This window comes from Thermodesulfatator atlanticus DSM 21156, from assembly GCF_000421585.1.
GTDB lineage: Bacteria > Desulfobacterota > Thermodesulfobacteria > Thermodesulfobacteriales > Thermodesulfatatoraceae > Thermodesulfatator > Thermodesulfatator atlanticus.
The window spans coordinates 21,152-40,186 of the sequence record NZ_ATXH01000018.1 but is presented as its reverse complement, the minus strand read 5'-3'; the positions used below and the strand labels follow the sequence as shown (position 1 = coordinate 40,186).

Annotated in this window: 20 protein-coding genes; 11 read left to right on the top strand and 9 right to left on the bottom strand. The window is 46.1% G+C overall.

Annotation, left to right across the window (positions count from 1 at the left end):
• Position 1 precedes the first annotated feature (1 nt).
• The 9 genes from clpX to H528_RS0108070 form a co-directional block, all read right to left on the bottom strand.
• On the bottom strand, positions 2–1,252 hold the full coding sequence (clpX, locus tag H528_RS0108110; RefSeq protein WP_022853821.1) for an ATP-dependent Clp protease ATP-binding subunit ClpX: 1,251 nt from the start codon (positions 1,250–1,252) through the stop codon (positions 2–4).
• Entirely contained in the window at positions 1,245–1,853 is a 609-nt protein-coding gene (gene clpP / locus H528_RS0108105; RefSeq protein WP_022853820.1) for an ATP-dependent Clp endopeptidase proteolytic subunit ClpP, read from the bottom strand. Before clpP ends, clpX begins: the two co-directional genes overlap by 8 nt.
• Before the next feature lie 3 nt (positions 1,854–1,856).
• Positions 1,857–3,212: a trigger factor gene (gene tig, locus H528_RS0108100; RefSeq protein ID WP_022853819.1), complete on the bottom strand. Its 1,356-nt coding sequence runs from the start codon at positions 3,210–3,212 to the stop codon at positions 1,857–1,859.
• Between the two features lie 87 nt (positions 3,213–3,299).
• Entirely contained in the window at positions 3,300–3,548 is a 249-nt protein-coding gene (locus tag H528_RS0108095; RefSeq protein ID WP_022853818.1) for a zinc ribbon domain-containing protein, read from the bottom strand.
• Positions 3,549–3,559: 11 nt separating this feature from the next.
• The gene (gene trmFO, locus H528_RS0108090) at positions 3,560–4,909 is read right to left on the bottom strand and encodes a methylenetetrahydrofolate--tRNA-(uracil(54)-C(5))-methyltransferase (FADH(2)-oxidizing) TrmFO (protein WP_022853817.1); all 1,350 of its coding nucleotides are present in this window, start codon (positions 4,907–4,909) and stop codon (positions 3,560–3,562) included.
• On the bottom strand, positions 4,906–5,955 hold the full coding sequence (gene rlmN / locus H528_RS0108085) for a dual-specificity RNA methyltransferase RlmN (protein ID WP_022853816.1): 1,050 nt from the start codon (positions 5,953–5,955) through the stop codon (positions 4,906–4,908). Before rlmN ends, trmFO begins: the two co-directional genes overlap by 4 nt.
• Entirely contained in the window at positions 5,933–8,200 is a 2,268-nt protein-coding gene (locus H528_RS0108080; protein WP_022853815.1) for a tetratricopeptide repeat protein, read from the bottom strand. Before H528_RS0108080 ends, rlmN begins: the two co-directional genes overlap by 23 nt.
• Positions 8,201–8,321: 121 nt before the next feature.
• Positions 8,322–9,905 (bottom strand): phosphoglycerate dehydrogenase, encoded by a 1,584-nt coding sequence (gene serA / locus H528_RS0108075; protein WP_022853814.1) that lies wholly within the window; start codon positions 9,903–9,905, stop codon positions 8,322–8,324.
• Between the two features lie 2 nt (positions 9,906–9,907).
• On the bottom strand, positions 9,908–11,062 hold the full coding sequence (locus H528_RS0108070; RefSeq protein ID WP_022853813.1) for a pyridoxal-phosphate-dependent aminotransferase family protein: 1,155 nt from the start codon (positions 11,060–11,062) through the stop codon (positions 9,908–9,910).
• 125 nt (positions 11,063–11,187) lie between these two features.
• Here H528_RS0108070 and H528_RS0108065 point away from each other — a divergent pair, with 125 nt between their 5' ends.
• The 11 genes from H528_RS0108065 to H528_RS0108010 all read left to right on the top strand — a co-directional run bounded on the left by H528_RS0108065 (position 11,188) and on the right by H528_RS0108010 (position 19,033).
• The gene (locus H528_RS0108065; RefSeq protein WP_022853812.1) at positions 11,188–11,913 is read left to right on the top strand and encodes a DsbC family protein; all 726 of its coding nucleotides are present in this window, start codon (positions 11,188–11,190) and stop codon (positions 11,911–11,913) included.
• A gap of 1 nt (position 11,914) precedes the next feature.
• Positions 11,915–12,505: an AmmeMemoRadiSam system protein A gene (amrA, locus tag H528_RS0108060; RefSeq protein ID WP_022853811.1), complete on the top strand. Its 591-nt coding sequence runs from the start codon at positions 11,915–11,917 to the stop codon at positions 12,503–12,505.
• A gap of 280 nt (positions 12,506–12,785) precedes the next feature.
• Complete coding sequence (locus tag H528_RS0108050; RefSeq protein ID WP_022853810.1) at positions 12,786–13,316, top strand: cupin domain-containing protein; 531 nt, start codon at positions 12,786–12,788, stop codon at positions 13,314–13,316.
• A gap of 25 nt (positions 13,317–13,341) precedes the next feature.
• Positions 13,342–13,779, top strand: coding sequence for an adenosylmethionine decarboxylase (speD, locus tag H528_RS0108045; protein WP_022853809.1), 438 nt, complete (start codon positions 13,342–13,344; stop codon positions 13,777–13,779).
• 43 nt (positions 13,780–13,822) lie between these two features.
• On the top strand, positions 13,823–14,662 hold the full coding sequence (gene speB, locus H528_RS0108040) for an agmatinase (RefSeq protein WP_022853808.1): 840 nt from the start codon (positions 13,823–13,825) through the stop codon (positions 14,660–14,662).
• 213 nt (positions 14,663–14,875) lie between these two features.
• Positions 14,876–15,619, top strand: a complete 744-nt coding sequence (locus H528_RS13200; protein WP_022853807.1) for a metal ABC transporter ATP-binding protein — start codon at positions 14,876–14,878, stop codon at positions 15,617–15,619.
• Entirely contained in the window at positions 15,619–16,428 is an 810-nt protein-coding gene (locus tag H528_RS0108030; protein WP_028845863.1) for a metal ABC transporter permease, read from the top strand. The genes H528_RS13200 and H528_RS0108030 overlap by 1 nt, the downstream gene beginning before the upstream one ends.
• Positions 16,429–16,514: 86 nt before the next feature.
• On the top strand, positions 16,515–17,282 hold the full coding sequence (locus H528_RS0108025; RefSeq protein ID WP_022853805.1) for a TatD family hydrolase: 768 nt from the start codon (positions 16,515–16,517) through the stop codon (positions 17,280–17,282).
• Positions 17,255–17,869, top strand: coding sequence for a Maf family protein (locus H528_RS0108020; RefSeq protein ID WP_022853804.1), 615 nt, complete (start codon positions 17,255–17,257; stop codon positions 17,867–17,869). Before H528_RS0108025 ends, H528_RS0108020 begins: the two co-directional genes overlap by 28 nt.
• A complete protein-coding gene (locus H528_RS0108015; RefSeq protein ID WP_051132495.1) occupies positions 17,856–18,254 on the top strand; it encodes an ExbD/TolR family protein in 399 nt (132 codons plus the stop codon). Before H528_RS0108020 ends, H528_RS0108015 begins: the two co-directional genes overlap by 14 nt.
• A complete protein-coding gene (locus H528_RS0108010) occupies positions 18,251–19,033 on the top strand; it encodes an energy transducer TonB (RefSeq protein WP_022853802.1) in 783 nt (260 codons plus the stop codon). Before H528_RS0108015 ends, H528_RS0108010 begins: the two co-directional genes overlap by 4 nt.
• Positions 19,034–19,035 lie beyond the last annotated feature (2 nt).

Genomic DNA, 19,035 nt, shown 5'->3' with positions numbered 1-19,035 from the left:
CTTAGGCCTGCTGGGCCTGTGATTCATAAATTATTATTGGTTTTTCGCGTTTTAAGATGACCTCTTCGGTCACCACGACTTCTTTGACTCCCTCCATAGAGGGAAGCTCGTACATGATTTCAAACATGGCCTCTTCCATGATGGCTCTCAAACCACGAGCGCCACATTTGCGCCGTATAGCCTCACGCGCAATGGCGTGAAGGGCTCCATCAGTAAATCTAAGATTTACACCGTCCATTTCAAATAGTTTTTCATATTGTTTGACAAGGGCGTTTTTAGGCTCAGTGAGAATTCTTACCAGTTCTTTTTCAGTGAGTTCATCAAGGGTGGCCACGATAGGCACACGACCAACAAATTCTGGAATCATGCCAAATTTGATGAGATCTTCAGGTTCAACGTGTGCCAGAATTTCGCCAATGGACATGTCTTTGGCGCTTTTAATGTCAGCCCCAAATCCTATGGAGCGCTGGCCAAGGCGCTCTTTGATAATGCGGTCAAGCCCCACAAAGGCTCCACCACAGATGAAGAGAATATTGGTGGTATCAACCTTAATGAATTCCTGTTGTGGATGCTTGCGCCCTCCCTTGGGTGGCACGTTGGCAACTGTGCCTTCAAGGATTTTAAGAAGGGCCTGTTGCACTCCCTCTCCAGAGACATCTCTGGTAATAGAGGGGCTGTCGCTTTTTTTGGCAATTTTGTCTATTTCGTCGATATAGACGATGCCGCGCTGGGCAAGCTCAACGTCATAATCAGCCGCCTGCAAAAGATTGAGGATAATGTTTTCCACATCTTCGCCCACGTAGCCCGCTTCGGTAAGCGTGGTGGCATCAGCAATGGTAAAAGGCACGTTCAAAAACTTGGCAAGTGTCTGGGCAAGCAAGGTCTTGCCGGAACCAGTGGGACCGATCAACAAGATGTTGCTCTTCTGGAGCTCTACACCATCGAGGTTCACCTTGCTTTCAATACGTTTGTAGTGGTTGTGCACAGCCACTGAAAGAATCTTTTTGGCCTTTTCCTGGCCCACTACGTATTGGTCAAGGAAAGCCTTGATTTCTGAGGGCTTAGGGATTGCTTCCCTGGTTTTTTCACCCTCTTCGCGTTCATATTCCTCAGCGATGATGTCATTACAAAGCTCGATACATTCATCGCAAATATAAACCGCGGGGCCAGCAATTAACTTGCGTACTTCATGCTGGCTTTTCCCACAAAAAGAACAATGCAAATCTGAGCCTTTATTGTTCTTCCTAGGCATTATTCTGATCCTCCTTCTTTGAAGGGCGCTTTGTTAATATTTTATCAATAATTCCGTATTTTTGCGCCTCTTCGCTGGACATATAAAAATCGCGTTCCGTGTCTTTTTGGATTTGATCAATAGGCTGACCAGTATGCTTGGCAAGGATCTCATTAAGCATAGCCCTAAGGCGTAAAATCTCCCGGGCCTGGATATCAACATCGGTGGCCTGCCCCTGAAAACTACCAATAGGCTGGTGGAGCATGATACGTGAGTGCGGCAGGGCATATCTTTTGCCCTTGGCTCCGCCAGCTAAAAGCACCGCTGCCATACTAGCAGCCTGGCCAAGGCAAAGAGTACAGACATCAGGCTTAATGTATTGCATGGTATCGTAAATGGCTAAGCCAGCCGTCACAATGCCCCCAGGAGAGTTGATGTAAAGGGTGATGTCACGATCAGGGTCGTCAGCCTCAAGGAAGAGAAGCTGAGCAATGACCAGATTAGCCAGGTGATCATCTATAGGGGCTCCGATAAAAACGATGCGTTCCTTTAAGAGCCTTGAGTAAATATCATAAGCGCGTTCCCCACGCGAAGTCTGTTCAATAACTATTGGCACATACATAAACTAACCCTCGCTTTCTTTTTCTTGAGCTTGAGATTCACCCTCAGAAGCACTCTCACTTTGGACTTCATCCTGTTTTTGAATCTCTTTAATTTTAGCCTGAGATACTAGGAATTGCAAAGTCTTGTCTGCTATGATGCGCGGCACCATAGAAGTGGCAAGGATTGCACGTGCTTCATCAAGGCTTGCCTTGGTGGCTTGCGCAAGCATCTGGGCTTTTTCTTCAAGTTCTTCTCCACTAACGTTTATATTTTCAAGCTCGGCAATCTTTTCAAGGATAAGGTCTTCCCTGGCCTGCTGTTCAGCAAGAGGGCGCAGTTTTTCTTTAAGTTTAGGTACAGAAATGCCTGCTGATTCAAAAGTATGGCCTTTTTCTTCAAGGTTTTGCTGCATCTGCTCAATTAAACGGGCCAATTTGTATTCTACGTAACGCTCAGGCACTTCAAACTGGATCTTTTCCCTAAGCTTTGCAAGCACCTGCTCTTTCAAAAACTCTTCGGCTTTTTTCTCTTTTTCTTCTTTTAAGCGGTTTTTAATGCGTTCACGCAGCTGCTCTACGGATTCAAAACCAAGGTTCATCTTCTTTATAAACTCATCGTCAAGAGGCTTAATATCCCTTACATAAACTTCGCGAATAAAAACTTCGTAGTGAACAGTTTGCCCGGCAAGCTGGGCATTTAAAGCATCTTCAGGGTAAGTGACGTCGACTTCTATTTTGTCCCCTGCCTTTTTGCCAATAAGTTCTTTTTCAATGGTTTCGTTAAATTCTCCCGTTCCAACATCTACATAAAGGGCCTCGGCCTCATGCCCTGGCACAGGCTCTCCGTTTATATAGGCTTTGAAAGAGAGGATAGCGATATCATTTTCCCTGATTTCATGATCTTTCTCTGCAGGTTTAAGGTCTGCAAAAGTCATCTGGATGGCACGCAGGTGGTTTTCAAGCTCTTCTTCGGTAACTTCTGTAGGCAAAGCTTCTATCTCAAGCCCTTTGTAATCCTCAGGCTTAATTTCAATTTCAGGCCTTATGTCAATCACAGCGGTATAGGAAAAACCTTCCTTTTCCTGAAGTTGGTCGTGAGATTCGATAAGAGGCCTTACAATAGGAACAAGCTTAGATTCTTCAATAGCCTTGGGTAGGGTTTCCTGAATAAGATTTTCGATAACTCGTTCTTCAATATGTTCCCTGAATAAACGCTTTACTACTGCTTTGGGAACCTTCCCCTTGCGAAAACCCTTTACGGATACCTCTTTGCTTAGCTTTTGACAGGCCTTGTCGATCTCCCTGGCAACGACTTCTGGTGGCAACTCTACTTTAAGTTTCTTCTGCACTGAGGTGATGTCTTCCACGTTTACCTTCATACAAATCTCCCTGTGTCAATATTTTTTCAGAAAAAATTCTCTTTAAAGCTACAAAGTTTTGCTAAAGGCGGCAAGTCAAAGAAAACTTTAAAAGTCCATAATATCTTCGTCACTGTCTTCTCCAATACAAGAAGAAGAGTTATTTACCTTGTGGCTCAACCACAACTCTCTTTCCTTAATCAGTTGATAAACCAGCACCAAAGCGGCCCCTGCAAAGGCCCCTGCAAGCCCTGCCATGAACCAGAACTTGCGCTTACTGCCCCTGACATCGTAACCACAATAGGGACAAAAAAATGCTCCCTCTGGGATATTGCCGTTGCAAGCTGGACAGTTCATGAATTTCTCCTTTAACAATTAAAATCAGCCAAGATTTTCTCTTCTTCCTTCCAGGCCTCTAAGTCTTTCAAGGCTCTCTCTGCCATAAGTCGGTATCTTTCCTTTTTGGGCATTTTTTTACGCGCTCTTGCAGGCATCTCAAGAGGTGGGAAAAGTCCCCAGTTGATATTCATAGGCTGGAAGTGTTTGGGTGAAGCTTCGGTTATATAGTGAATTAAAGCCCCGTGGGCGGTGGTGCGCGGGGGAACAACTCTTTTGGCTTCTCTGAACAAGCGAGAAGCGTTAAGCCCTGCCAAAAGGCCCATGGACGTTGATTCCACATAACCTTCCACGCCGCTTATTTGCCCTGCAAGAAAAATGCGCGGTTCTTTTTTGAGTTGCAAGGTCTTTGTTAAGACCCTGGGGGCACAGACGAAACTGTTGCGGTGCACCGAGCCAAAACGGGCAAACTCAGCCTGCTCAAGCCCTGGAATCATACGGAAAACACGCTCCTGCTCTTTGTATTTAAGCTTGGTCTGAAACCCCACTAGGTTATAAAGGGTACCTTCTTTGTTTTCAGGCCGAAGCTGCACCACGGCGTAGGGCTCTTTGCCGGTACGTGGGTCTTTTAATCCCACTGGTTTCATAGGGCCAAAACGAAGGGTCTCCCGCCCCCGCTCAGCCATTACTTCTATGGGCAAACATCCTTCGAAGTATTTTGGTTTTTCAAAGTCGTGAAAAGGAACTTTTTCAGCAGTAAGAAGTGCGTCAATAAAACGTTCGTATTCTTCTTTAGTCATCGGGCAATTGATATACGCCCCTTCTTCGTCAGAATAGCGATCTGCCCGAAAGACCTTGTCCCAATTGATAGAATCAGCATAAACAATAGGGGCAATGGCATCGTAAAAATGAAAAAAGTCCTCACCTGTATAGCGCTTTAAGTCCTCTGCCAGGGCCTCTGAAGTAAGAGGACCTGTGGCAATGATAACGATCCCCTCTTCCGGAATAGCTGTTATTTCTTGATTGATAACTTCAATTAAGGGATGGGTGGTAATTTTTTCAGTAACGTATGCGGCAAAAAGCTCTCTATCAACGGCAAGGGCCTTGCCTGCAGGGACTTCACTCACAAGGGCCGCAGCCATGATCAGTGAACGAAGCCTTCTTAGTTCTTCCTTAAGGAGCCCCACCGCGCTCGTAAGGTCTTTGGAGCGCAAAGAGTTTGAACAGACAAGTTCTGCAAGTTTCCCTGTTTTGTGGGCAGGGGTGAGTTTCTTTGGCCGCATTTCAAAAAGGCGCACCGGCACCCCGCGGCACGCCAAATGCCACGAGGCTTCAGAGCCTGCCAAACCACCGCCGATTACCGTAACGTGTTCTTTTCTCATGCCGCAAGCTCGGTGGCTAATTGGCCACAGGCTGCCGAGATGTCTCTGCCCTTGCTTTTGCGGATCGTGGCCACATAGCCATACTCTAACAGGATTTCCTGAAAACGCAGGATGGTCTTCTCCTCAGAAGAACGAAAAGGAAGCAGAGGATGCTCGTTAAAGGGAATCAAATTTATTTTGGCAGGAACTTTGCGCAAAAGCCTGGCAAGCTTTTGGGCATGTTCTGGAGAATCATTTATTCCACGGAGCATCAGGTATTCAAAGGTTATGCGCCAGCCCCTTGGCAAAGGATACTTGTGACAAGCATCCATCAGAGCGTTTAAAGGATAACGCCTATTTATCGGCATAAGCTTGGTGCGTGTTTCATCATCTGGGGCGTGAAGAGATATGGCAAGCTTGACCTTAATATCGCGCCCAAGCCGTTCTATCTGGGGGACAAGGCCCACGGTTGAAACAGTGACCCTTCTTCGCGAAAAATTAAGCCCCCTTTCATCAAACAGGATTTTTAAAGCACAAAGGACATTTTCATAATTGGCAAGAGGCTCCCCCATGCCCATGAAAACAATATTGCGCAAAGGTTTTTCAGCAAGGAGATCTTTCCTGATCAGAACTTCTTTTGCTCTAATTACCTGGGCAATTATCTCATGAGGCTTAAGATTACGCTTAAACCCCATCTTGGCCGTAAGGCAAAAGGCGCACCCCATAGCGCAGCCCACCTGAGAAGAAACACAAAGGGTGAAGTGGTCCTCCTCGGGGATAACTACACACTCGATAAGGTTTTCGTCTTCCAAACGCAAGGCCAGCTTGCGCGTACCGTCAGCAGACACCTGCTCTTCTTCAAGTACAGGCAAAAAAATAGAAAATTCTTGGGCAAGGTCCTCGCGCAAACTTTTGGGCAAGTCAGTCATCTGGGAAAAAGATTCCACAAAAGGACTTGCCAGCCATTTAAAAACTTGTCGTCCCCGATAGGCTGGAAGCCCCCTTTCAGAAAAGAGGGCTTCCAGTTCTTCGCAAGTAAAATCCCTAAGATTTTTTGAGTTCTTCAAGAAGCTTTTTAGCCTCCTCTTTCTCTGGAAAGTTGAGAGGAGATTTTACTATCTTTTCGAGTTCTTCGATAGCCTTGGCCTTTTTGCCAGCGGCAAGATAAGCCTTGGCTAAGTGCAAGCGCGTGGGGACAAAATCGGGATTTTTCTGAAGCACGTCGTTAAAAATTGAAATTGCCAAATCATAAGAGCCCTTTTTGTAAAGCACCCAACCAAAGGTATCAAGTATAAAGGGGTTTTCTGGGGCCTTTTCCCGGGCCTTCTGGGCAAAAATAAAGGCTTCGTCAGTGTCGCCTTTTTCTGCAAGCATCCAGGCAAGGTTATTAAGGGCGGGGTAAAAATCAGGATTTATCGCGATAATCTCACGATAGACCTTTTCAGCTTCGTCTTTTTTGCCAAGTCTTTCAAGAATAGCAGCCTTGGTCATCAAAAGGGCCAGGTTTTGAGGCTGTTTTTTAAGTGCTTTTTCGCACTCAGCAAGGGCGTTTTCAAGTTTTCCTTCTTTTCCGTATATCGCAATAAGCAGGGTGTAGGCTGGGAGAAACTTATCGTTTTCTTGAAGGGCAAGCTTTAGGTTCTTCTCTGCGGCAGCTATATCTTTTTTAGCGAGATAGACCTGGGCCTTAAGGTAATAAAGCGGAGCCCTGTTTTTGAAATAAGGAAACTGTTTGTCAATAAGTGCAAGGGCCTTATCAGGTTCTTTTTTCGCAAGATGGTATTTCACCAGACGCGTAAGGGCAAGAAGGTGATTAGGCGCAAGCTCAAGGGTCTTTTGATACTCTGCAAGGGCTTCTTTTAGTTTTTTCTGGGCGTGAAGGCAGGTTGCGTAGGAAAAGTGCACCGTAGGATTATTGGGGAAAAGCTCTACCAGACGTTTATAGATCTTTTCTGCTTCGGTGAATTTCTTCTCAGCCATATAAGAAAGGCCCATAATTAGCCCTGCTTCGAGATTTTTCGGGGCAATTTTAAGAACGGTTATAGCCTCTTGCCTTGCCTTTTCAGGTTCTCCCTGGGCTAAGAGCAGACGGGCATAAATCAGCCGCGTCTTTACGGCTAAAGGATTAAGCTCTAAGGCCTTCTCAAGGGCAGTGCGTGCCTCCTCGCCCTTGCCCTGCATAAGCTTGATAACACCAATGTAGTGATAGGCCTCTGCAAGGCGAGGTCTGCTTTTAAGGGCGATTTGGAAATCATCTAGAGCCTCAGCCAAAAGACCTTTGGCAAAGCGAATTTTCCCCCTTACCAAATGGGCGATAGGATGGTTGGGATCCTTGGCAAGGATTTCATCAACCAAAGACTTAGCTTTATCAAACTCCCTTTTGTTTACTAAAAGATAAGCAAGAGAGGCCGTTAAATCTAACGAATTAGGCCATTTTTTAAGGCTTTCCTCGGCAAGTTTAAGGGCCTCATCAGCCCGCCCAGTCTGGCGGTAAACATCAATGAGGGCTAGTTTTCCCCGTACATCATCGGGATGATTCTGGTTCCAGGAAACCAAAAAGTCTTCCGCTTCTTTGACCTTACCCTGGGCAAGATAGAGAGCAACAAGCTCGCGGACAAAACGAAACTGTTTGGGAAACTTCGCGGCAGCCTCTTTTAAAAGGGCTTCTGCTTCGTTAGTTTTCCCGGCCCGGAGATAATGTTGCAACAAAAGCTCGTAAAGAAAAATGTTCTCAGGGGCTTTGGCCAGGGCCTGTTTGAGCTTTTGTTCGGCTTTGTCAAGTTCCCCACGCTCGCGATAAACTGCTGAAAGGATGACAAGGGCTTCTATATTATCGGGGTCTTTGGTAAGGACTTTATCAGCAAGCTTTTCCGCTTCGCCAAACTTTTTTTGCCGCAGGCGAATAGTAGCAAGCGTGGTAAGGGCTTTTTCGTTTTCAGGTTCTTTTTTTAGTACGTATTGAACGTGATCTTCTGCTTCGTCTAATTTTCCTGCCGCAATAAGCAAGGAAGCAAGCTTTAACCGGGCGTCGATATTTTCAGGGTCAACATCTACCGCTTTCCGATATTGAGAAAGGGCCCGTCTGAAATCTCCCACTTTCATGTAAATCTCAGCTAGTTCATAATGAGCACGCGGATTTTTGGGATCAAGCTGGATAACATTTTGAAACTCAATGGCAGCCTCACGGAGTTTGCCTTCCTTAGCAAGCGCGGTTCCCTTTTGTAGGTGTTTTGAGACTTTTTCTTCCGGTGAACTACACCCCAAAAAAGTAAGAACCAACAAAAAGACGACCAGATAACGCCACTTACCCATAAGCTTCTCCTTTTAGAGGAATTGCTTCTTGAGAACTTTGCAAAAGTCTCTTCTTTTATAACCAATTTATCGCAGAAAACCAAGGAAGATTAAATGGGGGGGGAGCCCCCGTACGGGGGCTTTAAAGCTCAAGGGGTTTTACCAGCTTTATGACAGGTAGTTTTTTAAGTTTTTGTAACAAGTCTTCAGGAACCGGCTGGTCAATGCTAAGCAAGATTATGTTTACTTTTTGTTCAGGTTCTTGGCCCACGTGCATCCTGGAAATATTCACCCCGTGTTCGCCAATGGTAATGCCAATCTGGCCAATTACCCCGGGCCGGTCTTCGTTCATAAGGTAAAGCATGTGCCCTTGAGGCACCGCATCAAGGCGAAAATCGTTTATCTGTACAATCCGGGGCTCTTTTTTGCCGAAGATGGTGCCTGCAACTACGTTTTCCCCTCCGGGGTATTTTACGCGCACCTTTATGAGATTAAGGAAATCTTCCGCGGTATTTACTTTGCTCTCAGTTACTTTTATGCCGCGCTCTTTGGCACGGATGGGTGCATTAACAAAGTTTACATCTTCACGCAAAGCAGGGGTAAGAAGCCCTTTTAGCAAGGCAACGGTAAGGGGCCTTGTATCAAGATTGGCAACATCTCCCTGATACTCGATGTTTACTTCCTGGATGGGGCCTTCGGCAAGCTGGGCCTGAAGGGCACCAAGTTTTTCAGCAAGCTTGAGATAAGGCTTAAGCACAGGAAGAAGTTCGGCTGAAACAGAAGGCATGTTCACCGCGTTGCGCACCACCCCATGGACCAAGAAATCTACCACCTGAGAGGCAACGGCAAGCGCCACATTCTTCTGCGCTTCAACCGTAGAAGCTCCCAGATGGGGAGTGCAGATAAAATTTTCTAATTTAAAGAGTGGGTAATCCTCTGGAGGCGGCTCCTGCTCAAACACATCTAAAGCTGCGCCGGCAACTTTTCCTGAAACCATGGCTTCGTAAAGGTCTTTTTCGTTCACAATACCGCCACGGGCGCAGTGAATTAGCATCACGCCGTCTTTCATTTTGTCGAATTTTTCTTTGTTGATAAAGCCTTTGGTTTCTTTGGTAAGGGGCACGTGGATGGTGATAAAATCCGCCTGAGGCAAAAGTTCATCAAGGCTCATGACCTCGATACCCATCTTCGCAGCTTGATCGGGATTAACAAAGGGATCATAGGCAATAACGCGCATCTTAAGGCCCTTGGCGCGGTCAGCTACCACGGAACCAATGCGGCCCAGGCCAATAATTCCTAAGGTCTTTCCGTTTACTTCGCGGCCAAGAAATTTCTTTTTCTCCCATTTGCCCGCCTTCATAGAGGCCGTGGCCTGGGGAATATTTCGCGCAAGAGCCATCATCATGGCGATGGTGTGCTCTGCTGCAGAAACGGTATTTCCTCCGGGGCAGTTCATCACCACAATGCCTTTGCGGTTCGCCGCATCGATATCTACGTTATCAAGGCCTGTCCCTGCCCGGGCAATAAGCTTAAGTTTGGGGGCAGCTTCGATCACGTCTGCGGTCATTTTGGTGGCACTACGAATAATTATGGCTTCAATGTCGTTTTTTAACTCTTCGATGAGCTCTTCTTTGGGAAGGCCTGTTTTGACTATTACCTCAAGGCCCGCTTCTTTTAAAATTTTTATCCCGTCTTCGGCTATGGGATCACTAACCAAGACTTTCATTTTTAGACCTCCTTGTTTGCGAGAAAATATTTTTGAGCCGCGGCCACACCGGCACCCAGCGGTACCTTATAGCCAAGCTCTGTTAAGGCCATTTCAAGGGTAGCAAGGGCTGTGATAACATCAAGGGGACCCTGATAACCAAGATGGGCAATGCGGACCACCTTGCCTTTCAGTTTGGCCTGCCCACCTGCCATGGTGACCTGATATTTCTCACGCATAAGCTTCATTAGTTTCGCCCCATCAACGCCTTCAGGCACTTTAACAATGGTGAGCGCCTCACAGGGAGCTTTGGCAAAAAGATCAAGCCCCATGGCAGCTATACCAGCACGACAGGCCCCGGCCAGGCGCTGGTAATGGGCAAAAAGGCGCTCAAGCCCCACTTCTTTTATCCGCGCAAGAATCTCTGAAAGGCCGTAAAGCAAAGAAACCGCAGGGGTAAAGGCCGTAGTTTTTTTAGCAAGCGCCTTTTTTTCTTTGCGGAAGTCAAAGTAATAACGAGGAGAAGTTGTTTTCTCTACGCGGTCCCAGGCCTTTTGGGAAAGGGCTACAAAAGAAAGCCCAGGGGGTAAGGCAAGGCTTTTTTGAGAACCCGCCACCATGGCATCGATCCCAAGCTCATCAAAAGGAAGAGGATATACGCCCAGGGCTGAAATAGCATCCACCACCAATAAAATGTCTTTTTCTCTTGTAAGGGAGGCAATCTCTGCCACAGGATGTTTTACCCCGGTGGAAGTCTCATGGGCCTGGATCAAGAGGCCCTTGGCGTCAGGGTTCTCACTAAGGGCACGTTCTACAGCCTCAAGTGGAACCGCTTCCCCCCATTCAACATCGATATATACAGGGTCTAAACGGTAAGTCTCGGCAAGCTTCCCCCATCTTTCACCAAATTTACCACCTCGGACAACGATTACCTTTTCTCCAGGGGAAAAAAGATTAGCCACACAGGATTCCATGGCACCAGTGCCAGAGGACGCAAAAAATAAGACGTCTTCTTTGGTTTGAAAAAGGTATTTCAGGTCTTCCCGAATCTTAGAAAGGATCGCAGAAAATTCCGGAAGCCTGTGATGAATAACGGGCTTTGCCATAGCCAGCAGGGCCTTTGGAGGAACAGGAACAGGGCCTGGAGCAAGAAGAGTTTTCTTGTCTAAAAGGTTCATTTTTAAAAGAACCTCCTTAAAATTTTTTTAAAAAATTCAAAAAGTTTGGTGAGATATTGCCCTATTAGTGTTAAATCTTCAAGGGAGCTTAACCGAAAATTAAGAATAAAATGAGGAGGTTTTTCATGAAAAGATCGATTGTTTTGAGCTGTTTGGTTCTTTTGTTGTTTGCAGGAGTTAGCTTTGCCACCTGCCCTTCCGCCAAGGAAACAGAAAAAACCCTTTCTCCTCTTTTTGGTGGCCAAAAAATAAACGTATTAAGCGTTAAGCCCTCACCCATCAAAGGGCTTTGCGAAGTGGTAATAAAAACCGCAGGAGGCAAAAGACCTCTTTATATCGACGAAAAAGGGAAATATTTGGTCCTTGGTCGCATAATAGACATTGCCGCACGCTTGGACCTTACCCAGGAACGCATCACTGACCTCAACCGGCTCTCAAAGGAAAAACTAGCAGAACTTAAAAAACTCGTAGCTTTCAGTGAGGGAAAGGGCCCTGAAATATTTTTCATCACAGACCCTGATTGCCCTCATTGTAAAAGGGCAGAAGGGATTCTTCACGAAATGATCAAAAAAGGGAAGATTAGAGTAAACGTAATTTTTATGCCCCTTGAGAGGCTTCACCCCAAGGCCAAAGAAAAGGCCGTCGCTATCATCTGTGATAAAAAAGGCCTAAAAGAATTAAGGGAAGGTTATACCGGCACCCAATGCGAAGAAGGAAAGAAAAAGGTAGAAAAAACTTTAAAAACACTTCCGGGGCTGGGCATCAGGGCCACACCGACTTATATTTTTCCTGACGGAAAGGTTATTTCTGGAGTTTTAAAAGAAGAACAAATTTTGAAACTGGTGAAGTAAAATGACCAAGGTAATCGGCCTAAACGACACGGAAAAAGCACTTTTACTTTATATTGCCAGGGAAAGCATTGCGAGCGCCCTTGAGGGGCGCCCGCCAAGGCTTCCTCAGGAGCTTCCCCCAAAGCTCCTTGAACCTTATGGCGCATTCGTAACCCTTCATAAAAACGGCCAGTTAAGAGGCTGTATCGGCACCTTTCATCCAGAAGGTCCGCTTTACAAAACAGTATTTGAAATGGCTCGCTCAGCGGCCTTTAATGATCCGCGTTTTCCCCCTCTTTCCCCTGAAGAACTTCCTGAGGTAGAAATTGAAATCTCTGTGCTGTCTCCCATGTGGCGCGCAGAAGATATCAACGAGATAGAAGTTGGAAAACACGGCATCTATATTGTCCGTGGTATAAACCGTGGTGTTTTGTTACCCCAGGTAGCCACAGAATACGGCTGGGACAGAAAAACCTTTCTTGATCATACCTGCTTGAAAGCAGGGCTTCCTCCAGGCTGCTGGCAAGACCCCGAAACCGAAATTTACCTATTTACAGCGGAGATTTTCAGCGAAAAAGACTTAAAGATTGGCCCCCGCTTTGGCGTTCATTAGTTGTTAAGCCAGTTTACGGGGCTTACTTTTAACCAAGCTTGTTAGAAACCATTACAAACTTGTCGAAAGGGATCCGTTCCATTTTTCTCACTCAACCCTCTTTTGACAATTTCCGAAAAATTTTTGGGCAAAAACCTTGACAACCTTCCAAAAAATTTTTATATGTTCCGCCGCACTATAACTAAACTTTTGGTTTAAAGATTGTAATCAAGCCTGGACTTGGCCTTGGCTAAGGTCGGTTCAGGTTTACTTTTTATGGAGACGCCTTAAAGGCCAATATATGTTACGCATAGGAGAAAAAATTAGAAAATTGCGTGTAGCAAATGATCTTACTCAGGAAGAATTGGCAAGTCGTGCAGGCTTGACCAAAGGTTATATTTCGCAACTTGAGAGGGATTTGACCTATCCCTCGATAGTTACGCTTAAAGACATTTTAGACGTGCTGGGAACAGACTTAGCAAGTTTTTTTAAGGAAGACCCCCCTGAGCGGGTGGTATTTCGTAAAGACGATCGTCAAAAGATAGAAGGCCAAGGTGTTGAATTTTTGGTTCCAGGATCAGGAAGAAGGATAATGGAACCGGTGCTGGTTTCGCTTAACCCCGGGGAGCAGACCACACCAGATGCGCCCCACGAGGGCGAAGAATTTGGCTTTGTGCTTAAAGGGGTTATCAAGCTCTGGTTAGGCACGCGGGCAGAAAAGCTCCGCAAGGGTGATTGTTTTTACTTTCGGGCCGATCAGCGCCATTTCGTGGAAAACGTGGGGCGCTCCATGGCCCAAATCCTGTGGGTGGTATCTCCGCCCACTTTTTAATTAAGTTTTTTAAGGAGGGACGGCCATGGAAAAGATGGAGTATGGATTCGGACAGCACTTGGTACTTGACGGGTATGGTTGCAACCGGGAAAAGCTCATGGACATCGACTTTATCTATGATTTCTTGAGCAATTATCCCGAAGAAATCAAAATGACCAAAATAATGCCCCCTTATGTGTTCAAGTATCACGCACCTGTGCCAGAAGATTGGGGCATTTCTGGCTTTGTGATTATCGCAGAAAGCCATATAAGCATCCACACCTTTCCTGAAAAGCTCTACATGAGCGTTGATATCTTCTCCTGCAAGGAATTCGACGTGGACAAGGCCATTCGCGATATCACCAAGCTTTTTGAAGTGAAAAAGAGCGAAATTAAGATCCTTGACAGAGGCCTTGAGTTTCCCCGCTCCATCCGCACGGTAGAACGCTTTATCCGTGCCGAACGTAGTCAGCTAACCGTATAAGAAAAAAGAGCCGGGGTCTTAACGCCCCGGCTTTTCCATGCCTATGACTTTTCTAGGATTGCCCGAAAACCCGGCTAAAGCTCGTGTTGTTTTTTGCCCTGCCCCTTATGATGCTACCACTTCCTATCTTCCTGGAACTCGTTTTGGGCCAAGACGTATCATAGAAGCAAGCCCATATCTTGAGTTTTACGACGAAGAAAAAGATTGCGAGGTATACCAAAAAGCCCCTTTTTTAACGCTTCCAGAAGAAGAACTCCCTGTTGATCCCGAAAAAATGCTCAAAACCTTGAAAAGTCGCCTTGATCCTTATGTTAACGCGGGGCTTTTTCCGGTAACCCTGGGGGGAGAACATACCGTAAGCCTGGCCCCTATGGCCTTGCTCAAGGAAAAGTATGGCAGGTTGTGTGTGATCCAAATAGACGCCCATGCCGACTTGCGAAATGAGTATCAAGGGACCCCCTTTTCCCACGCCTGTACTATGAGACGAGCCCTAGAATTAGGGATAGAGCTTTATCCCATAGGGATAAGGGCCATTTCACGAGAAGAAATAGTTTTCGCCAGGGAAAAAGGCTTAAAGATTCACTGGGCAAGAGAATTGGTAAGTAAGCTTTCAGAAGTCGTTAATGAGATCCTCACAAGAATTGGGAAAAGGCCCGTATATGTGACCATTGACCTGGACGGCTTTGACCCGGCAGAAGTCCCTGGGGTGGGAACCCCTGAACCAGGAGGCCTTAAGTGGTACGAGGGGCTTTTCATTTTGCAAGCGGTTTCTTCTTTGAACGTGGTTGGCTTTGATGTGGTGGAGCTACTTCCTAAAGACGACCGCTCAGCATATTTTGCCGCCCGCTTAATCTACAAATTTCTTTCGTATCTTTTTTGTTAACCAGACTGGTTGCACCAAGCAAGAGGTTAGGCCGTATGGACTGCCCCACAGCCCTATCGCCCTTATTATCCACTTTTAAAACCGCAATAGGGACAGGCCAGTAGGCCTTTTCCCACAACACTTTTTTCTTGTTTTCGTTGTAGTAATCGCTCATAACGGTTAATAGCCACAAAAGAATTGAAAAAGACCAGTTTGCGTGTTTTAAGTTGAGGGATGCGTTCACTTATTGAGGTGAAAAACCTCTTTTTCTGGTATGGGAACCGCCTGGTCCTTGAAGACATAACGTTTTCTGTCAACCAGGGAGACTACCTTGCTATCCTTGGCCCCAACGGCTCGGGCAAATCCACTCTTTTAAAATGCATTTTAGGCTTATTAAAACCTCAAAAAGGAGAAATACGTCTTTTTGGTCAACCAATTGAAAAATTTACGGAAAAATGGCGCCTTGGGTATGTGCCTCAAAGGGCCACCGCACTTGTAGATCCGGTATTTCCCCTTGCCGTAGAAGAAGTCGTTGCCTTTGGCCTTCTTCCTAAGAAAAAATTTCCGCGTTTTATAACCAAAAAAGATCATGAAAAAATTGTTAGCGCCTTACGAAAAATGGAAATGGAGGGCTTTCTTTCACGCCGCATGTCCCAGCTTTCAGGTGGCCAACAGCAACGAGTTTTTATTGCCAGAGCCCTGGTGAGTGAACCAGACATTCTTATTCTTGATGAACCCACCACGGGCATTGACGCTGCTGCCCAGGAACGATTTTACGACTTACTTGGGGAGTTAAACCAAAAAGGTCTTACTATTGTTATCGTTACCCATGACATAGGCATCGTGAACAAACATGTCAAACAGGTAGCTTGCCTTAACAGACGTCTGGTTTATCATGGCACCCATGAGGAATTTTGTTCATCACCAAGACTTCTACAAATAATTGGCGACCATCATTTGGTAATCCACAGGCACTAATGTTAGGGGAAATTTTTCAATACGACTTTTTCAGACGCGCCCTTGTTGCAGGGACGTTTCTTTCGTGTGCCGCTGCCCTTTTGGGGCTCTTTCTCATCTTGAGAAAAGACGCCATGATGGGCCACGGGCTAACTCATATTGCCTTTGCGGGCGTGGCCCTGGCGCTTTTGTTTAACCTTGCTCCTTTTCCTGTTGCCCTCTTAATCTCCGCGTTGGCGGCCTTTTTGATTTTAAAAGTTCGCGAACGAGCTGGGCTTTACGGAGACACAGCCATTGCTATTCTCTCAAGCCTTGGGATGGCCCTGGGTATTATCCTGGCCTCCCTTAGCAATCATTTCAACGTGACGCTTCTTTCCTTTTTGTTCGGAAATATCCTGGCGGTAAGCCACTTTGAGCTTTACAGTTCAGTAGCGCTTGCCCTCATCGTGATTGTTTCTATCGTGCTTTTTTACCATGAACTTCTTTACACCACTTTTGACGAAGAAAGCGCAAGGGCTGGCGGGCTTCCCGTAGGTTTTTTCGATGCTTTGCTCGCAGTGCTCACCGCCATCACGGTAGTGATCGGCATGAAAATCGTAGGTCTTTTGCTTGTTTCAGCGCTTTTAGTAATCCCTGCAGCAGCGGCCCTTCAAGTAAGCCCGAGTTTCCGTGTTTGTGTTTTTCTTGCGGCTTTATTTGGGATAGCAAGCACCCTTTTCGGAATTATAAGTGCCTGGATTTTTAATCTTCCAGCCTCAGGAGCCATTGTCCTTTGCGCGGGAATTATTTTTAGTTTTTGTTTTCTTTGGAGGCATTTGCGCGCAAGCTAACCCAGCTGTAAGGGAGCCTCGTGGTAAAGGCTGTTTTTTGATTTCAGGGCGTTTACGCGCAAGCTAGACGCGTTATCATTTAGGCCATGGCTAAACTCATAGACACCCACGCACATTTAAATCTGCCGGGTTCTTATAAAAAAGACTTGCCAGAAGTGATCGCTCGGGCCAAAGAAGGCCACGTGGAAAAAATCATAAACGTAGGAATTGAGATAAAAACCTCTATCAGGGCCCTTGAGCTTGCCAGAGAATACGAAGGCCTTTTTGCCACCGCAGGCATTCACCCCCATGAAGTCAAAAAGGTAAACAGCGCCACTTATGATACCCTTAAGGCCCTGCTTGCCGACGAAAAAATTGTTGCGGTGGGAGAAATCGGCCTTGATTATGCCAAAGAATATAGCCCTCGTGAGCTTCAAAAAGAACATTTTGCCCGCCAGCTTGCCCTTGCCCGTGAATTCAAGCTTCCGGTGGTAATACACTCACGTGAGGCGTATCCCGATATCCTTGAAGTTTTAAAGGAAGAACTACCGGAAAAATTCGTCTTTCATTGCTATGCAGGCACGGTAAGTGAAGCCCGAAAAATCCTTGACCTTGGAGGTTTTCTTTCTTTTACCGGGATCATCACCTTTCCTAAGGGGGAAAATGTCCGCGAGGTAGTGCGTTTTGCTCCTCTTGACCGCATCATGGCTGAGACAGATTGTCCTTTTCTTACCCCGGTGCCTCATCGTGGCAAAAGAAACGAACCCGCTTTTGTGCGCTACGTGGTCGAAAAAATAGCAGAACTAAAAAACATCTCTTTTGAAAAGTGCGCTGAGGCCACTACCAAATGCGCCGAAGAATTTTTCGGAATTTAAAAAAATTAATCCTTGCCTCGCAAAGTCCTCGTAGAAAAGAACTTCTCGAGCAATTAGGCATAGCGTTTTCTGTAAACCCTGCCAAGCTAAAAGAACCCCCTCCTGAGGGTGTCTCCCCAGAAAGATACGCCTTAAAACTTGCAAATCTTAAGGCAAAAGAAGTGCTGAGTCGCCTTCAAGAAGAATGTTTTGTGCTTGCGGCTGATACTATTGTGGTATGTGAAGGGAAAATCCTCGGGAAACCAAAAGATTACCTTCATGCCAAGGAAATGCTTGAACTCCTTTCTGGCAGAGCTCACGAAGTTTATACGGCTTATGCCCTTTTCGGGCCTCAAGGGCAGCGCGAAAATATCGTTAAAACCGAAGTTTATTTTAAAAAGCTAGCTGAAAAAGAAATTTTAGCTTACCTTAATACCCAAGAGCCGTGGGACAAGGCAGGGGCTTATGCCATCCAGGGCATGGCCTCTTATATGGTTGAAAGGGTAGCAGGCTCGGTAACAAACGTAATCGGACTTCCGCTAAAAGAAGTGGTGGAAGACCTTTTGGCCTTAAAAGTTATCACCTTTTATGAAAATGACCGGGAATAAAAAAGGACTTGTGGCTGACATAAACGTCACCCCCCTGGTGGATGTGATGTTGGTGCTGCTAATTATTTTTATGATTACAGCCCCTCTTCTTTCCACCGGCCTTGAGGTTGACCTTCCCCAGACCAAGGCAGGAGACTTAAAACAAAAAGAGCCCCTTCTTATTGTGATTAACGCCAAAGGCGAGGTCTTTGTGGGAAATAAAAAAATCGCTTTAAGTGCCCTTGGTAAGTTCCTTGCGCAAACAAAAAAGGCTGGCTTAAAAAAAGACATAAATATCAAAGCAGACAAGCGCTGCCCTTATGGAGTGGTGGCCAAGGTGCTTGCTGAAGTTAAAAAAGCAGGTTTTGAAAGTGTAGGCTTGGTGACAAAGCCTGAAAGGACATGAAAACTACTAACTGGACCACGGCCCTTTTCTTTTCCCTTTTCATACACTTGGCATTCTTTACAGGCCTTATGCTTGCCAACAGGCCTTACACCCCCAAAGAAAACATTATCCGCCTGAATTTAAAAAGTATCGCCCTGCCCTCCCCCTCGGAGACAAAAACCAAAGCCGCACAAATTAAGAAAAAACTTACCCCCCAGACCAAAGAAGTCTCCCAAAAAATACAGCCCAAACCTCAAAAGAAAAAAATCGTAGCTCAAAAAACCGTAAAAAAGCACCTCACTTCGAAAACTCCCGCAAAAAAACAGAAAACCCTAAAAGCCCGAAAGGCACCCAAAAAAGCCCCTGTGAAAAAGGCCTCTTCGCCACCAAAGAGAGAACTTAACGAAGAAAAATTGCTTGCTCAAAGGCTTGCTGCTCTTAAGGCCAAAGCAGAAGAAAAAAGGCTTGCCGAAAAGATTTCCGCCCTTAAAAAGGCCGAGGAAACAAGCCCTGGCGGCCTATCCCTTGGCGATGGTATTTCCGCAGAGCTCACCAGACGCCTTGCCGCACACATTATGAACTTTTGGGCTGTTCCTGAGATCCTGCGTGATAAGCCTGATCTCAGCGCTGAGGTAGAAATAGAAATTGCCCCAAGTGGCAGGATTATTTCCTGGCGTTTTCTAAGGCGTTCAGGAGAACCCCTTTTTGACGAAGCTGTCGCAGCCACTTTAAAACGCGCTAACCCTTTGCCAGCACCGGGAAAATATCTTAAGCTACCTGCAATATTCAAAATGAAGTGAAA

What these genes read in the sequence shown, in the direction of transcription:
- H528_RS0108065 (WP_022853812.1), top strand. Translation starts at nt 11,188, where the DNA reads ATGAAAAGATCGATTGTTTTGAGCTGTTTGGTTCTTTTGTTGTTTGCA.
- H528_RS0108010 (WP_022853802.1), top strand. Translation starts at nt 18,251, where the DNA reads ATGAAAACTACTAACTGGACCACGGCCCTTTTCTTTTCCCTTTTCATA.
- serA (WP_022853814.1), bottom strand. Translation starts at nt 9,905, where the DNA reads ATGAAAGTCTTGGTTAGTGATCCCATAGCCGAAGACGGGATAAAAATT.
- H528_RS0108050 (WP_022853810.1), top strand. Translation starts at nt 12,786, where the DNA reads ATGTTACGCATAGGAGAAAAAATTAGAAAATTGCGTGTAGCAAATGAT.
- H528_RS0108025 (WP_022853805.1), top strand. Translation starts at nt 16,515, where the DNA reads ATGGCTAAACTCATAGACACCCACGCACATTTAAATCTGCCGGGTTCT.
- H528_RS0108070 (WP_022853813.1), bottom strand. Translation starts at nt 11,062, where the DNA reads ATGAACCTTTTAGACAAGAAAACTCTTCTTGCTCCAGGCCCTGTTCCT.
- H528_RS0108030 (WP_028845863.1), top strand. Translation starts at nt 15,619, where the DNA reads ATGTTAGGGGAAATTTTTCAATACGACTTTTTCAGACGCGCCCTTGTT.
- clpP (WP_022853820.1), bottom strand. Translation starts at nt 1,853, where the DNA reads ATGTATGTGCCAATAGTTATTGAACAGACTTCGCGTGGGGAACGCGCT.
- trmFO (WP_022853817.1), bottom strand. Translation starts at nt 4,909, where the DNA reads ATGAGAAAAGAACACGTTACGGTAATCGGCGGTGGTTTGGCAGGCTCT.
- H528_RS0108020 (WP_022853804.1), top strand. Translation starts at nt 17,255, where the DNA reads ATGCGCCGAAGAATTTTTCGGAATTTAAAAAAATTAATCCTTGCCTCG.
- H528_RS0108015 (WP_051132495.1), top strand. Translation starts at nt 17,856, where the DNA reads ATGACCGGGAATAAAAAAGGACTTGTGGCTGACATAAACGTCACCCCC.
- H528_RS0108095 (WP_022853818.1), bottom strand. Translation starts at nt 3,548, where the DNA reads ATGAACTGTCCAGCTTGCAACGGCAATATCCCAGAGGGAGCATTTTTT.
- clpX (WP_022853821.1), bottom strand. Translation starts at nt 1,252, where the DNA reads ATGCCTAGGAAGAACAATAAAGGCTCAGATTTGCATTGTTCTTTTTGT.
- H528_RS13200 (WP_022853807.1), top strand. Translation starts at nt 14,876, where the DNA reads ATGCGTTCACTTATTGAGGTGAAAAACCTCTTTTTCTGGTATGGGAAC.
- tig (WP_022853819.1), bottom strand. Translation starts at nt 3,212, where the DNA reads ATGAAGGTAAACGTGGAAGACATCACCTCAGTGCAGAAGAAACTTAAA.
- amrA (WP_022853811.1), top strand. Translation starts at nt 11,915, where the DNA reads ATGACCAAGGTAATCGGCCTAAACGACACGGAAAAAGCACTTTTACTT.
- speD (WP_022853809.1), top strand. Translation starts at nt 13,342, where the DNA reads ATGGAAAAGATGGAGTATGGATTCGGACAGCACTTGGTACTTGACGGG.
- H528_RS0108080 (WP_022853815.1), bottom strand. Translation starts at nt 8,200, where the DNA reads ATGGGTAAGTGGCGTTATCTGGTCGTCTTTTTGTTGGTTCTTACTTTT.
- speB (WP_022853808.1), top strand. Translation starts at nt 13,823, where the DNA reads ATGACTTTTCTAGGATTGCCCGAAAACCCGGCTAAAGCTCGTGTTGTT.